The organism is Pseudomonas sp. PDM17 (assembly GCF_014851985.1).
Lineage (GTDB): Bacteria > Pseudomonadota > Gammaproteobacteria > Pseudomonadales > Pseudomonadaceae > Pseudomonas.
In genome coordinates this window covers 680,011-694,151 of sequence record NZ_JACVAT010000004.1, presented here as the reverse complement: position 1 = coordinate 694,151, position 14,141 = coordinate 680,011, and the positions used below count along the sequence as shown (strand labels likewise).

The following is a 14,141-nucleotide window of genomic DNA, read 5'->3' as shown; positions in this document are numbered from 1 at the left end:
GGTTACTCGGAGACGAAACGCGGGTCGACCAGGTCGTCGTAGCTGACTTCCAGGCGCTTGCCCTGCAGGCCGCTCCAGGTCTCGTTGGCGAGACGGATCAAACCCTTGATGTCACCAGGCTTGCCGGGGGTGCCAATGAGCTGCTCACTCATCGCCTTGTCGTAGAAGCGCACGCCCTTGGCGGCATCGGCCAGGGCCTTGGGATCGGAGAGGTAGCCGCCGACGCCCTTGGCCATGATCGCGTAGGCCTCGTCCGGGTGCTCCTTGGTGTATTGCACGGCCTTGTACAGGCCTTTCACCAGGGCCTTAACGTCCTCTGGCTGCTTCTCGATGACGTCGCAGTTGAGGGCGACCACGTCGACGATCACGCCGGGGGTGGTGGAGCTGTCCACCAGCACCTTGCCCTGCTGCTTCTCGCGCACCAGCGAGAGATGCGGCTCCCAGGTCACGGCGGCGGGCACGCGGCCGGCGATGAAGGCGCTGGCGGCGTCATCGGCGGTCATGTTCTGCACCTTGATGTCACTCATGTTCATACCGGCGTGCTTGAGCAGGTAGGCCAGCCAGAATTGCGAGACTGAGCCTTCGTTGACCGCCACTTCCTTGCCCTTGAGCTGGGCCAGCGAGGTGACGTCCTTGCCCACCAGCACGCCGTCGCCGCCATGGCTGTCGTCCAGCGCGGCCACGGCCTTGAAGCAGAACTTGGGCCGGTACTTGAGGATTTCGTCGATGGTGGAGGCGGAGCCGGAGAGCTGGCCGGAAGCCTGGGCCGCCATGTACATCGAGGCTTCCTCGATGGTGGTCAGCTGCAGGTCCAGGCCCTGCTCCTTGAAGTAGCCCAGGTCACGGGCGAGGTACAGGGTGCCGTAGCCGACCCAGGTGGTGTGGCCGATGGACAGGGTGCCGGCCTGCGCGCCAGAAACGGCGGCGAGAGCCAGGGCGGAACACGCGATGGAACGCACGAGCAAGGACTTGATCATGAAGCACTCCCACAGCCGTTTGGCTTTTTTGTTGATTTACTGCGGCAGTGGCCAGAAGGCCGGTAAAACCGGGACATGCGCGGCATCGAGCTCTATGGCTCAGCGTCTGAAGGCTTTGTCTCGCGACATGTCTGACAGACCGATGGTCGCCGAAGCGGGAGGCTCGGAAAATTATTAAATATGTCGTTGCACCATAAGAAAAAGCTGCCTTGCCGGCGAAATTGCACCAGCATGGCGCAGGGGAGAACTCGGACACGCGCGGGTTGTTTCGCGCTGCACTAAGGTTGAACGCAGCTCTCCTCAAGGAAGGTTTCCAACATGGCTTTACGTCCCGTTCTGTCGGCCCTGGCGCTCGCCATCGGGCTGTCGCTGCACCCCGCTCTTTCCGTCGCCGCCGATCCCCAGGCCCCCGCCGTCACCGAGCTGAAATGGCCGCGGGATTTCGCCCTGGGCGAGCAGCACGTGCAGATCTTCCAGCCGCAGATCGAGGGCTGGGACGGCACCCGCATGAGTGGCCGCGCGGCCATCGCCATCGGCCCCGCCAACGGCGCACCGACCTACGGCGTGGCGCAGTTCTCCGCTGCCGCCGCCATCGACAAGGCCACGGGGCTGGTGCAGCTCACCGACCTGCGCATCGACAAGGTGGAAGTGCCCACCGCCCCGGACAGCGCCGGCAAGGTGCGCGACGCGCTGGTAGCGCGCCTGCCCAGGGACGGTCTGACCGTCTCCCTCGATGAGCTGCAGGCTTCCTATGCGGTGAACCAGCAGCTCGACCAGCTGCGCCATGTGCAGGTGAAGAACGACGCGCCGCAGATTGTCTTCGCCGCGACCCCGACGGTGCTGGTGATGATCGATGGCCAGCCGAACTGGCAGGCACTGCCGAGCAGCGACTTCCAGCGCGTACTCAACAGCCGCGTACTGGTCCTGCGCGACGCCCAGGGCAACCACTACCTCAATGCCGCCGGCAACTGGTACACGGCCCAGGCACTGGATGGCAGCTGGCTGGTGCTGAGCCAGCCACCCAAGGCGTTGCTCAATGCGCAGCAGGTGGCGGAGAAAGCCGGCCCGGTGGACGCCCTGCTGCCCAAGGACGGCAAGGTGCCGGGCAAGGCGCCAGCGATTCTGGTGGCGACCCGGCCCACCGAGCTGATCGTCAGCGACGGCACCGCACAGATGCAGCCGGTGGACGGCGTCAGCCTGCTGACGATGAAGAATGCCGACCACGCGGTGTTCGTCGATCCGACCCACAACACCTGGTACGTGCTGCTCTCCGGCCGCTGGTTCAGCGGCCCCGGCGAGCAGGGACCGTGGCAGTTCGTCGAGGGCAAGGACCTGCCCGCCGACTTCGCGAAAATCTCGCCCAAGGATCCGAAGGCCAACGTACTGGTATCCGTGCCCGGCACCCCGCAGGCGAAGGAAGCGGCCATCGCCGCGAGCATCCCGCAGACGGCCTCGGTCTCGCGCAGCAAGGCGACCATGAAGGTCAGCTACGACGGTGCGCCCAGCTTCCAGCCCATCAGCGGCACCAGCCTGCAGTACGCGGTGAACACGCCGACGCCGGTGATCGAGGTCGCCGCCAACCAGTTCTTCGCCGTCACCAACGGCGTCTGGTTCGTTGCCCCCAGCCCCACCGGGCCCTGGCAGGTGGCAACCGAGGTGCCGGCGGCGATCTACGGCATCCCGCCCAGCTCGCCGGTGTACTACGTGACCTACGTGCACATCTACTCGGTCACCCCGCAGACCGTGGTGGTGGGCTACACGCCCGGCTACCTGGGCGTGGTGGTGAGCAGCGACGGCACGGTGGTCTACGGCACCGGCTACACCTACCCGGCCTACGTCAGCCAGACCGTCTACTACGGCTATCCGCCGACCTACGGCTACGGCGCAGGCTTTGCCGTGGGCGCGCTGACCGGCTTCGCCTTCGGTTACGCGGCGGGCGCCTACTGGGGTTCCCCGGAACCCTATTGGGGCCCGTACTGGGGCCCCTATCCGCACGGAGGCTGGAGCTACGCCAACGTGAACCAGGCGAACTTCTACGGCCGCTGGGGCCAGGGCACGGTCACCCACGCCTATGGCTACAACGGCTGGACCGGCACCCAGTGGCAGGGCAGCTCAGCGGTGGGCTACAACCCGCGCACCGGGACGCACTTCCAGGGCGCCCAGGGTTCGGCCTTCAATCCCTACACCGACGAGGGCGTGGCCGGGCGGCGCGGGGCTTACTCCAATGCTTCCACCGGAATGTCCGGCGCGGGCCGCAGCGGCGTGGCCTACGACGCCGACAGCGGTGACTTCAAGGCCGGCCAGCAGGGCATCCAGCACAACGCCCAGACCGGCCGCACCACCATCGCCGAGCGGGGCGTCTCCGGCGACGTGGACGACGGACGCGGCAGCTACGACAAGCAGAACCAGGGCATCAGCTACAACCGGCGCACTGGCAACGCCGTGGCCTGGAAGAACGGCGACGTCTACGCCGGCCACGACGGCAACGTCTACCAGCACACCGACAGCGGCTGGCAGCAGCACACCAGCAACGGCTGGCAACCGGTGCAGCAGAACCAGGCCAATGTCCGCAGCCAGCTGGACCAGCAATACCAGTCGCGGCAGATCGGCCAGCAGCGCTTCAACCAGACCCAGCGGCAGTGGGGCGGTGGCGGCTTCGGTGGCGGGCATTTCGGCGGGGGTCATTTCGGTGGAGGCGGCTTCCGCCGCTGATCCTGTGGACAAGGTTTTCCACAGCGCTGGTGGCTGTGGAAAACCGCTTCGGGCAAGGTGAGAAACTTATCCACACGCCTTGCCCTTTCCCGCACGCCCTCGGCAAGATGCCCGCTCCCACCACCATCGCGGGGTTGCCGTGACCGCTCTGTTCCAGGCCCTCTGGCCGTTGTTCGCGCTGATCGTCGGCGGCTTCGTGCTGCGCCGCAAAGGTTTCCCCGGCGACGCCTTCTGGCCGGCAGCTGAGCGGCTCAACTACTTCATCCTGTTCCCCGCGCTGCTCGCCAGCAGCCTGGCCAGTGCACCGCTGAACGACCCCGGCCTCGCCCGCCAGGCACTGGCGGTGGTGCTGGGCCTGGGCATCGCCTGGGTCGCCCTGCTGGTCGTCAAGCGCCTGCGCGGCTGGAACGCCGCACGTTTCGGCGCCATCGCCCAGGGCGTTTTGCGCTTCAACACCTACCTGGGGCTTGCCGCCGTCGGCAGTCTGTACGGCAAGCCGGGGCTGACCTTGGCCGCGCTGATGCTGGCGCTGATGGTGCCGACGGTGAACGTGATGTCGGTGTGGGCGCTGACCGCCGAGCGCGGCATCAGCCTGCGCTCGCTGCTGCTGCCGATCGTGAAGAACCCGCTGATCCTCGCCTGCGTGGCCGGCGCTCTGCTCAATGTCACGGGCATCGGCCTGCCTGGCGGCACCGACCGGCTGTTCAACCTGCTTGCCGTGGCCAGCCTGCCGCTGGGCCTGCTCTGTGTCGGCGCCGCGCTGCAGCCCCAGGAACTGCGCGCGGAAGCCTCGGCACTGGGCTGGAACTGCGCGATCCGCCTGCTGGCCATGCCGCTACTGGCCTTCGCCATCACCCGCCTGCTGGCCCTGCCGCCGCTGGAAAGCGCGCTGCTGGTGCTGTTCTTCGCCCTGCCGACAGCCCCGACCGCCTATGTGCTGACACGCCAACTGGGTGGCGAGAGCGGGCTGATGGCCGGGATCATTACCCTGCAGACGTTGCTCGCCGGCGCCAGCCTGCTGGTGGTGATGGGATTGATCCAGACGCTCGGCTGATCGTTCTCGGGAATTGTCTGCTGGTCCGATCGAACCCCCTCCATCGCCGACACGGCCGTCCCGCAGGCAATTTCGCCTGGCGGGCCGCTATCGCCAACGCAGTGATCCACAATGGAGGCAGGCGATCCTGGCGTGGTCGGGCAGCTGAGCTGACGCCACCGTTTTCTCTCACGACGAGGCAACACCGTGCGTCTCTGGCTGATCCTGCTGGCTCTGATGGCTCCTCTGTCCTGGGCCGCGAGCGTGACGAAGGACTTCACCTTCGCCGGCACCGACTACTTCCATCGCTGGTCCCGGGAGGATCAGCACGAGTTCACGCCACAAAGCCAGGAGGACCTGGCGAAGTGGCAGGACATGGTCACCCTGCACCGCTACACGGCGGCCACGAATGCCGAGCAGATGGCGGCCGTGGCCAACGCTGTGCTGGACAACTACAAGCAGCAGGGCGCGATGATCCTCAAGGTCGACGCCAGCCCCGCCCGGGGCAGTCAGCCCGCGGTCTACTTCATCGCCGCGGTGTTCCCGCAACCGAGCTTCATCGAAGCGGTGTTCACCCGCCTCAGGCTGGAGAACGGCACGGGCACGGGGGTGATCTACTCCCACAGGCTCTACGGCAAGGCGATTGGCGAGAGCATGAGCGCCTGGCTCAAGGCCAACGCCGATGCGCGGGAGAACGAGCTGATGGACTGGCAGCCGCCGGCCAAAGCTTTCCAGCGCCGCTGAATCAGCGTGGGGAAGATTCGCTGCCAGGCTGTCGCGGGCATGGCCCGCTCCTAGAGAAATCGCTCCGATCAGCGGTCATCGTCCGCGAAAGCCTGCTGAAAGCTTGACCCCCTAGCATCGCCGCCTCGGTCCTCCCGGCCGGACCTGCGTTCGCGCAGCGTACAAAAACAACAATCGGTGATTGCCCATGCCCCGCTTCCTGTCCCTTCCCGCCCCGACTCCGTCCGCACCGCACGTGCTTATCCACAGCCGCTGCTGAATCCCCGCGCCGACCTGGAGTTATCCCCATGCTGACTTTCCTCGCCTTCGCCATGGTGGCGACCTTCATGTTCCTGATCATGACCAAGCGTCTGTCGGCGCTGATCGCGCTGATCCTGGTCCCGATCGCCTTCGCCCTGCTCGGCGGCTTCGCCAAGGGCCTGGGGCCGATGATGCTGGACGGCATCCGCACCCTGGCGCCGACGGGTGTGATGCTGATGTTCGCCATCCTCTACTTCGCCATCATGATCGACTCCGGACTGTTCGACCCGGCGGTGCGGCGCATTCTCCGGCTGGTCAAGGGCGACCCGCTGAAGGTATCGATGGGCACCGCCGCGCTGGCGATGATCGTCTCGCTGGATGGCGACGGCTCGACCACCTACATGATCTGCGTGGCGGCCGTTCTGCCGCTGTACAGCCGGCTGGGCATGAGCCCGCTGTTGATGGCCTGCCTGATCATGCTATCCAGCGGCGTGCTGAACATGACTCCCTGGGGCGGCCCGACTGCCCGCGCGGCCAGCGCACTGCACGTGGACCCGGCGGACATTTTCGTGCCGATGATCCCGGCCATGCTTGCCGGCATCGCGGCAATCTTCGGCCTGGCCTGGGTCTACGGCAAACGCGAGCGTGCCCGCCTGGGCGAGCTGCACCTGCCGACCGACCACGAGGCCATGGCCGAGGTCAGCGTCTCGCAGTTCCCCGAAGCGCGCCGGCCGAAGCTGCTGTGGTTCAACGCGGTGCTTACGGTGGTCCTGATGGGCACCCTGATCGCCGGCCTGTTGCCGATGCCGGTTCTCTTCATGATCGCCTTTGGTATCGCGATGATCGTGAATTATCCGTGCATCATGGAGCAGAAGAAGCGCATCGGCGCCCACGCCGAGAACGTCCTCGCGGTGGTCTCGCTGATCTTCGCCGCCGGGGTCTTCACCGGGATTCTTTCCGGAACGGGGATGGTCGAAGCCATGTCGAAAAGTCTGCTGGCGGTGATCCCGCCGGCGCTGGGGCCGTACCTGGCGACCATCACGGCGCTGGTGAGCATGCCGTTCACCTTCTTCATGTCGAATGACGCTTTCTACTACGGCGTGCTCCCGGTACTCTCCCAGGCCGCCGCGCAGTACGGCATCACCCCGGTGGAAATGGCCCGCGCCTCCATCGTCGGCCAGCCGGTACACCTGCTCAGCCCGCTGGTGCCCTCCACCTACCTGCTGGTGGGGCTGGCCAAGGTGGACTTCGGCGACCACCAGCGCTTCACCCTCAAGTGGGCCGTGCTGGTGTGCCTGGCGATCCTCGCCGCGGCCCTGCTGCTGGGCCTGTTCCCCCTGTTCAATAAATGAACAGCTTAACGACTGACTTCGAGTACCGATTAAATGGAATGGCTCACCAGCCCTGAAATCTGGATTGCGTTCTTTACCCTGACCGCCCTGGAGATCGTCCTGGGCATCGACAACATCATCATGATTTCCATCCTGGTCGGCCGCATGCCCAAGCACATGCAGCCGCGCACGCGCTTCTTCGGGTTGGCGCTGGCGATGGTCACGCGCATCCTGCTGCTGCTGTCGATCACCTGGGTCATGCGCCTCACCGCGGACCTGTTCCAGGTCTTCGGCCAGGGCATCTCCGGGCGCGACCTGATCCTGTTCTTCGGTGGCCTGTTCCTCCTGTGGAAAAGCAGCAGCGAGATCTTCCATGGCCTGGAAGGCGAGGATGAAGCCGAGGGCGAACCCAAGAGCGTGATGGGCGGCTTCATCGGCACCATCATCCAGATTGCCATCATCGACATCGTGTTCTCGCTGGACTCGGTGATCACCGCCGTGGGCATGGTCTCCAACGTGCCGGTGATGGTCGCGGCGATCGTTGTCGCGGTGCTGGTGATGATGCTGGCGGCCGGCGCCATCAGCGACTTCATCGACAAACACCCGTCGCTGAAGATGCTGGCGCTGTCGTTCCTCATCGTGGTCGGCACCGTGCTGATCGCCGAAGCCTTCGAAGTCCACGTGCCCAAGGGCTATGTCTACTTCGCCATGGCCTTCTCGCTGGCGGTGGAAGCGCTGAACATTCGCATGCGCACCGCGCGCGGCAAGAAGGAAGACCCGGTGAAACTGCGCAAGGACATTCCGGGGCAGTAATTCACGAGTGTTATCCACCGGCGGTGAATAACAGCCGGGCAATAAAAAGCCGGGCTATCCACAGCCTGGCTTATCCACAGCAGCTCGACGTCAAGGGCGTGCGACCGGCTCCGGCCAGTTCAGCACGCCCTTGTCGTTGAAGCGCACCGTGCCGAACAGGCCACCCGCCAGCTTGCCGTTGATCTCGTAGGGCATGCCCTGGCGCGGCGGCCCGCCGGACAGGCCCCAGGCCTGGCGGAAGGCGGAAAAGGCCGAGATGCTCACCGGCACGCTGATCACTGTTTCGCCGAAGCGCGGCACCTGCCCGCTGGCGTCGCTCACCCCGCTGGCCAACGGCTGGCCGTTCACCGACAGGTCCAGGGCGATGCCGTTGTAGTCGATGGCCTGGTCATTGGGGTTCTGCACCCGCAGCTTGACCGTGAAGCGCGCTTCCATGCCCTGCCCGGTGGCCGGCTCCAGGCCGACCAGATCGATGTTCAGCGGGTCGCGCGTGCCGAACAGGCTGCTGCAGGCGCCCAGCGCCAGCAGCAAAGTCATCAGGGCAATACGCCGGGCAATCGCCATGCTTTCTCCTTGTCGATTCACTTCAGGGTCGCCGGGCGCAGGCGCCAGACGGTGTTACCCACATCGTCGGCCACCAGCAGGCCGCCGAACTTATCCACAGCGACGCCGACCGGCCGGCCCATGGCTTCGTCGTTGTCGTTGATGAAGCCGTCCAGCACCGTCACCGGCTGGCCGTTGGGCTTGCCGCCGCCGAAGGGGATGAACACCACCTGGTAGCCGCTGCGCGGCTTGCGGTTCCACGAGCCGTGCTGGCCGATAAATACCCCGCCACGATAGCGCTCCGGCAGCAGGCTGCCCTGATAGAAGGCAAGGCCTAGGGAAGCGGTGTGCGCGCCGAGGGCGTAATCCGGCACCAGCGCCTCCGCCACCCTGTCCGGGCGCGGCGGCTCAACGCGTTTATCCACATGCTGGCCGTAATAACTCCAGGGCCAGCCGTAGAAGCCGCCGTCCTTCACCGAGGTCATGTAGTCGGGCACCAGATCGTTGCCCAGTTCGTCGCGTTCGTTGACGGCTGTCCACAGGGCGCCGCTGTTGGGCTCCCAATCCAGCCCGTTGGGGTTGCGCAGGCCGGAGGCGAACACCCGCACGTTGCGGTTGGACAGGTCGATCTGCAGGATCGCCGCGCGGTTCTTCTCCGCATCCAGGCCGTTCTCGCCGACGTTGCTGTTGGAGCCGACGGTGGCATAGAGGTAGCGGCCGTCGGGGCTGGCGAGGATGTTCTTGGTCCAGTGGTGGTTGATCGGCCCGCCCGGCAGGTCGACGACCTTCTCGGCCTTGGCGCTGATAGTCGTCTCACCGGTCTTGTAGGGGAAACGCACCACCGCGTTGGCATTGGCGACGTACAGCCAGTTATCCACAAGGGCCATGCCGAAAGGCGAGAACAACCCCTCGAGCAGCACGCTGCGCTGCTCCGGCACACCGTCGCCATCGGCATCGCGCAGCAGGGTGATGCGGTTGGCGCTAGGTACGTTGGCGCCGGCCTTCTCCATCACCTTGCCGGCGACCCAGTCCTTCAGTCCGCCGGACTCTTCCCTGGGTGGCGCCGAGCTTTCCGCCACCAGCACGTCGCCGTTGGGCAGCACGTAGAGCCAGCGCGGGTGCTCGAGCTTCTCGGCAAAGCGCTGCACTTCCAGGCCTTCGGCCGCGCGCGGCTTCTGGTCGGCGGGCCAGCCGGTGGCATTGGCGATGTTGACGGTAGGCAGCAGGCTGCTCTGCGGTTCCGGCAGCTGCGGTTGCGGCCCGGTACCGGCGGTGAATGGTAACGCCGACTTGTCGCCACAACCGGTAACCGCCAGCGCAATCAGGAGGGGGAACGACCAACGCATGGGACTACTCCTCGACCCTTGGTGTGTTTCTTTCAGCAAGTGGACAGGCAGTCTAGACATTACCGCTCGCCATTCCGTGCGAATTAACCGATGCAAAGGCGCTCGCATCCGCTTTTGATCGGCTTTACTGACAGACAGGATTGCCGGCAAATCAGAGATTTGGCGAACCCTCAAGGAAGAACGAGGGTCTACCATGACAGTCTTGTGACAATCGCCTGAGCGTTGCCGTGTCCTTCTCGGCCCTCCGCGCTGTCTGTACGGAGCCGCGGGCGAGGTCGTTACAGGGTCCGTTGACGGACGCACCGCCCACGGGCCCGCTTGAGTGCGAGGGGGCCCGACATGCTCAAACTGCTCGATCTGCTCTCTGCCGTCGCCCTGTTGGTGTGGGGCACACATATCGTCCGCACCGGCATTCTCAGGGTCTACGGCAGCAACCTGCGAAAAATCCTCAGCCGCAGCGTGGAGAAGCGCCCGCTGGCCTTCGCCGCCGGCATCGGCGTCACCGCTCTGGTGCAGAGCAGCAACGCCACGGCGCTGCTGGCCACCTCCTTCGTCGCCACCGGGTTGATGGCCCTGGCGCCAGCGCTGGCGATCATGCTCGGCGCCGACGTCGGCACGGCGCTGATGGCACGGGTGCTGACCCTGGACCTGTCCTGGCTGTCGCCGCTGCTGATCTTCTTCGGGGTGATCTTCTTCCTCGGCCGCAAGCAGACGCGCCTCGGCCAGATCGGCCGCGTGTTCATCGGCCTGGGGCTGATCATCCTTGCGTTGCAGCTGATCGTCGCCGCCGCCGAGCCCATGACCCAGGCCAAGGGCGTGAAGGTGCTGTTCTCCAGCCTCACCGGCGACGTGATGCTGGACGCCCTGACCGGCGCGCTGTTCGCGATGATTTCCTACTCCAGCCTGGCCGCCGTGCTGCTCACGGCGACATTGGCGGCGTCCAAGGTGATCTCGCTGAAGGTGGCGCTGTGCCTGGTGGTCGGCGCCAACCTGGGCAGCGGCATCCTGGCGATGATCAGTGCTTCCTCGCAGAACGCCGCCGGTCGCCGCGTGGCGCTGGGCAGCCTGCTGTTCAAGGTCGCCGGCTGCGCCCTGGTGCTGCCGCTGGTGGGCCCGCTGGCCGAGTGGATCGACCACTGGCAGTTCAGCACCGCCGAACTGGTGATCGCCTTCCACGTGCTCTACAACGCCACCCGCTGCCTCGCCTGCCTGCCGCTGACCGGGCAGATGGCGGCGTTCTGCACACGCATCATGCCCGACCGCCACTCCCCGGAAGACACCGTGCGCCCACGCCACCTCGACCCGGCAGCGCTGGATACGCCGAGCCTGGCGCTGGTCAACGCGGTGCGCGAAACCCTGCGCATGGGCGATATCGTCGAGCAGATGCTGAACAACCTGATGCAGGTTATCCACAGCGGCGACCCGCTGCTGGGCAAGGAAATCCGCAAGCAGGACGACGATGTCGACGCGCTCTACACCGCGATCAAGCTGTACCTGGCGCGCATGCCCCGCGAGGACCTGAGCGAAGCCGACAGCCGCCGCTGGGCGGAGATCATCGAGCTGGCGATCAACCTGGAGCAGGCCGGCGACATCATCGAGCACATGCTCGGCGCCGTGCAGGACAAGAAGACTTCGCGCAGCCGCTCCTTCTCCGACAACGGCCTGGAGGAGATCACCGTGCTGCACGGCCAACTGGTGGCCAACCTGCGCCTGTCGCTCTCGGTGTTCCTCAATGGCGACCAGGAAGGCGCCAAGCGCCTGCGCCGCGCCAAGCAGCGCTTCCGCCTGCAGGAACGGCGGTTCGCCCACTCCCACGTCGACCGCCTGCGCCAGCAGGTGGTGCAGAGCATCGAGACCAGCTCGCTGCACCTTGACCTGATCAGCGACATGAAACGCTTGAACTCGCTGTTCTGCGCCATCGCCTATGCTGTTCTGGACAACCCCGATGCCAGCAGTTCGGCAATCGGCGAACCTGTGGAAGACGAGGACTTCGTCGAACGCGAAGTCGAAGCGGTACAGGATCACCAGCGGCCGGCTCCCCCCGGCTCCAGTGCGACGGGTTGATGGCCAGGGGGCCTGTGCGAACGTTCCGTCGGAACCTTCGCCAGCCCCTACAAAGTCCTGATATCACGACGCCCAGGGTTCGGGCAGAATCCGCCGCCATGGAAGCATGCACTCAATCCCAACGCCCTCCCTCGGTCAGCGCCAGCCTGACCCAGGCCATCCTGCTGGCGGCTGTGCGTCTCGGTCTGAACCGCGACGCCCTGCTCGCCGCCAGCGGTATTCAGGAATCCCAGCTCAGCGACCCGGACGCGCGCATAGACTTCGCATTGCAGGAGCGCATGTGGCAGGTGATCCAGACCGACCTGAAGCATGACGAGCCCGGCCTGGCCATGGGCCGCGCACTGTCGCCGGCATCCTTCAGCGCGCTGGGCTACCTGCTGCAGTCGAGCACCACGATGGGTGACGCCCTCGAATCGGCCATGCGCTACCAGCGCCTGGTGGGAGAGGGCGGCCAGGTAACCATCGAGGCCCAGGCCGAGATCATCTGGGTGAGCTACCGCCCGCTGAACCCGGAGGCGCCGGCCACCCGTGCCCGCGCGCTGGCGCTGCTGGGGTTCTGGTCGCGGCAATTGCGCGCCCTGCTCAGCGGTCTGCAACTGGCCGGCTGCCGTTTCATGCACAGTCAGCCGGAAAGCCTCGCGGACTACGAAAAAGCCTTCGACTGCCCACTGTACTTCGACGCAACGGACTACGCCCTGGGCCTACCCCGTGCGCTCATCGACGCTCCATTGCCGCAGGCCAACCCACCACTGCGCGACCTGCTGCGCCAGCACGCGGAGGGCTTGCTCGCCCGCCTGCCCAGCGCCAGTGTCAGTGGGCGGGTAGTTGCCCTGCTCGGCGAGCAACTGACCCGCGGCGAACCCGGCCGTGCCGCTGTCGCCAGCGAACTGGGCCTGAGCGAACGCACGCTGCAGCGCCGGCTGGCGGAGGAAGGCAGCAGTTATCAACAGCTGTTGGCCGATACCCGGCGGCAACTGGCGGAGCGCTACCTGGGGGAAGGCAACCTGCCGGCCACGGACATCGCCGCCCTGCTCGGTTATTCCGAGCCCAGCGTGTTCTTCCGCGCCTTCCGCCACTGGACGGGGCTGACGCCGGGCGAGTACCGCCAGCGGCGGCGCCAGGCGGAGAACTGACGAGCGCCGTCAGGGCCGATCCCAGTGGGTGGCTCACAGGCTTTTCAACAGACTTGTCTACAGGTTTTACACAGCCTGGGAATCAACCGTGCGGGCCACGCGCCGCGAGATAGGCCAGGAAAGCCTCGCGGCTGGAATAGCGCGGTTCATAGCCGAACTCTTCCTTCAACCGACGGTTGTCCAGCACTGGCCGGTAGCGCAGGTAGTCCACCTGTTCGGGCCCGAAGCGCGACAGCCCCAGCGGCTTGAGGAGTCCCAAGCCCACGCGCATCAAGCTTGCCGGCATGGACCGGTAAGGTTTGTTGAGCAGGCCGGCGATCTCGCGCATGGACAAAGCGCCGTCGCCGGCGAGGTTGTAGATGCCCTCACTGCCGCGCTCCAGTCCCTGGCGGATCACGTTCACCACGTCCTGGTCCCAGATGAACACGAAGCGGCTGCGATGTCCCAGCACTCCCACCAGGGTGGGGCGGGCGAAGAGTTCGGCCAGCGGGTTATGCACACGCCGGCCAAGGATGGTGCCAGGGCGCAGAATCAGCTGCTTGAGCTGTGGATAACGCTCCCGTGCGTTGGCCAGCAGTTGCTCGATCTCCTGCTTGCAGCGGGCGTGGAGCAGGTGGGGATGGCCGCGCAGCGGATGCGATTCGTCGATCCATTCGGCGTTGTCGCGGTGGAATCCATAAGCGGCGCCGGAACTGGTCACTATCAGTTGCTGGACGCCGGTGTCCCGCGCCGCCTCGATCAGCGCGCGGGTGCCACCGACCTCGATGGCATGGCGCTTCTGCGGCGTCATCTCCCGCGGCGGATTCACCACCGCGGCCAGGTGCACGATCGCATCGGGCTTCCAGTGTTCCACGCAGGCCCGCGTATTGGCGGCCACGCTGAGGTCCAGCGTTACCGGCTCGATGTTCGGCCGCAGGCCCTGGGACTTGATCCGCTGCATATCGGCGGCAATGAGCGTCCAGTCCAGATGCTGGACGGCAAGCTCATTGAGCAGACTCTGCCCGAGAATTCCCGCGGCGCCGGTAACCAGGACACGCATGTAGCCTCCAGATCGCTCCGCGCGGAACGAACGACGGGTCCATCACTGAGGTTAGATGATCTGAGCGTAGTGTCGTGGTCCGACAGCGACAGTGACCTTGCAAGCCAGCGTCCATGACCGAAGATGCCACCCGACAAAGGTTGAACGCGGTGGGTTCGCGCCGGTC

The 14,141-nt window shown here is 65.9% G+C and carries 12 protein-coding genes; 8 read left to right on the top strand and 4 right to left on the bottom strand.

Annotated features, from left to right (window positions below):
* Positions 1–2: 2 nt before the first annotated feature.
* Positions 3–977, bottom strand: a complete 975-nt coding sequence (locus IB256_RS17490) for an ABC transporter substrate-binding protein (protein ID WP_192403435.1) — start codon at positions 975–977, stop codon at positions 3–5.
* On the opposite strand from IB256_RS17490, the gene IB256_RS17485 reads away from it, so the two are divergent.
* From IB256_RS17485 to IB256_RS17460, 6 genes are all read left to right on the top strand, one after another.
* On the top strand, positions 976–1,155 hold the full coding sequence (locus tag IB256_RS17485) for a hypothetical protein (protein ID WP_139791602.1): 180 nt from the start codon (positions 976–978) through the stop codon (positions 1,153–1,155). The two genes, IB256_RS17490 and IB256_RS17485, sit on opposite strands and share 2 nt — an antisense overlap.
* 140 nt (positions 1,156–1,295) lie before the next feature.
* Positions 1,296–3,689, top strand: coding sequence for a carbohydrate-binding family V/XII (locus IB256_RS17480; RefSeq protein ID WP_192403433.1), 2,394 nt, complete (start codon positions 1,296–1,298; stop codon positions 3,687–3,689).
* A gap of 79 nt (positions 3,690–3,768) precedes the next feature.
* The gene (locus tag IB256_RS17475) at positions 3,769–4,743 is read left to right on the top strand and encodes an AEC family transporter (RefSeq protein ID WP_192294449.1); all 975 of its coding nucleotides are present in this window, start codon (positions 3,769–3,771) and stop codon (positions 4,741–4,743) included.
* A gap of 186 nt (positions 4,744–4,929) precedes the next feature.
* Positions 4,930–5,466 (top strand): hypothetical protein, encoded by a 537-nt coding sequence (locus IB256_RS17470; RefSeq protein ID WP_225601789.1) that lies wholly within the window; start codon positions 4,930–4,932, stop codon positions 5,464–5,466.
* Between the two features lie 287 nt (positions 5,467–5,753).
* Complete coding sequence (locus IB256_RS17465; protein ID WP_192294447.1) at positions 5,754–7,058, top strand: CitMHS family transporter; 1,305 nt, start codon at positions 5,754–5,756, stop codon at positions 7,056–7,058.
* A gap of 33 nt (positions 7,059–7,091) precedes the next feature.
* On the top strand, positions 7,092–7,850 hold the full coding sequence (locus IB256_RS17460; protein WP_192294445.1) for a TerC family protein: 759 nt from the start codon (positions 7,092–7,094) through the stop codon (positions 7,848–7,850).
* Between the two features lie 90 nt (positions 7,851–7,940).
* Here the strand turns inward: IB256_RS17460 and IB256_RS17455 are convergent, their stop codons facing one another.
* Together IB256_RS17455 and IB256_RS17450 are read right to left on the bottom strand one after the other, a co-directional pair.
* The gene (locus tag IB256_RS17455; RefSeq protein WP_081519014.1) at positions 7,941–8,414 is read right to left on the bottom strand and encodes an LEA type 2 family protein; all 474 of its coding nucleotides are present in this window, start codon (positions 8,412–8,414) and stop codon (positions 7,941–7,943) included.
* A gap of 17 nt (positions 8,415–8,431) precedes the next feature.
* Entirely contained in the window at positions 8,432–9,739 is a 1,308-nt protein-coding gene (locus IB256_RS17450) for a PQQ-dependent sugar dehydrogenase (RefSeq protein ID WP_192403431.1), read from the bottom strand.
* A gap of 339 nt (positions 9,740–10,078) precedes the next feature.
* Here IB256_RS17450 and IB256_RS17445 point away from each other — a divergent pair, with 339 nt between their 5' ends.
* Together IB256_RS17445 and IB256_RS17440 are read left to right on the top strand one after the other, a co-directional pair.
* Entirely contained in the window at positions 10,079–11,803 is a 1,725-nt protein-coding gene (locus IB256_RS17445) for a Na/Pi cotransporter family protein (RefSeq protein WP_192294441.1), read from the top strand.
* A 98-nt stretch (positions 11,804–11,901) separates the two neighbouring features.
* Positions 11,902–12,936, top strand: coding sequence for an AraC family transcriptional regulator (locus IB256_RS17440; protein WP_192403429.1), 1,035 nt, complete (start codon positions 11,902–11,904; stop codon positions 12,934–12,936).
* An 82-nt stretch (positions 12,937–13,018) separates the two neighbouring features.
* Here IB256_RS17440 and IB256_RS17435 read toward each other — a convergent pair whose 3' ends face one another.
* Complete coding sequence (locus IB256_RS17435; protein ID WP_045213824.1) at positions 13,019–13,975, bottom strand: NAD-dependent epimerase/dehydratase family protein; 957 nt, start codon at positions 13,973–13,975, stop codon at positions 13,019–13,021.
* Positions 13,976–14,141 lie beyond the last annotated feature (166 nt).

Coding starts and splice junctions, on each gene's coding strand:
- IB256_RS17485 (WP_139791602.1), top strand. CDS start 976: ATGAAGCACTCCCACAGCCGTTTGGCTTTTTTGTTGATTTACTGCGGC.
- IB256_RS17490 (WP_192403435.1), bottom strand. CDS start 977: ATGATCAAGTCCTTGCTCGTGCGTTCCATCGCGTGTTCCGCCCTGGCT.
- IB256_RS17480 (WP_192403433.1), top strand. CDS start 1,296: ATGGCTTTACGTCCCGTTCTGTCGGCCCTGGCGCTCGCCATCGGGCTG.
- IB256_RS17465 (WP_192294447.1), top strand. CDS start 5,754: ATGCTGACTTTCCTCGCCTTCGCCATGGTGGCGACCTTCATGTTCCTG.
- IB256_RS17460 (WP_192294445.1), top strand. CDS start 7,092: ATGGAATGGCTCACCAGCCCTGAAATCTGGATTGCGTTCTTTACCCTG.
- IB256_RS17455 (WP_081519014.1), bottom strand. CDS start 8,414: ATGGCGATTGCCCGGCGTATTGCCCTGATGACTTTGCTGCTGGCGCTG.
- IB256_RS17450 (WP_192403431.1), bottom strand. CDS start 9,739: ATGCGTTGGTCGTTCCCCCTCCTGATTGCGCTGGCGGTTACCGGTTGT.
- IB256_RS17445 (WP_192294441.1), top strand. CDS start 10,079: ATGCTCAAACTGCTCGATCTGCTCTCTGCCGTCGCCCTGTTGGTGTGG.
- IB256_RS17440 (WP_192403429.1), top strand. CDS start 11,902: ATGGAAGCATGCACTCAATCCCAACGCCCTCCCTCGGTCAGCGCCAGC.
- IB256_RS17435 (WP_045213824.1), bottom strand. CDS start 13,975: ATGCGTGTCCTGGTTACCGGCGCCGCGGGAATTCTCGGGCAGAGTCTG.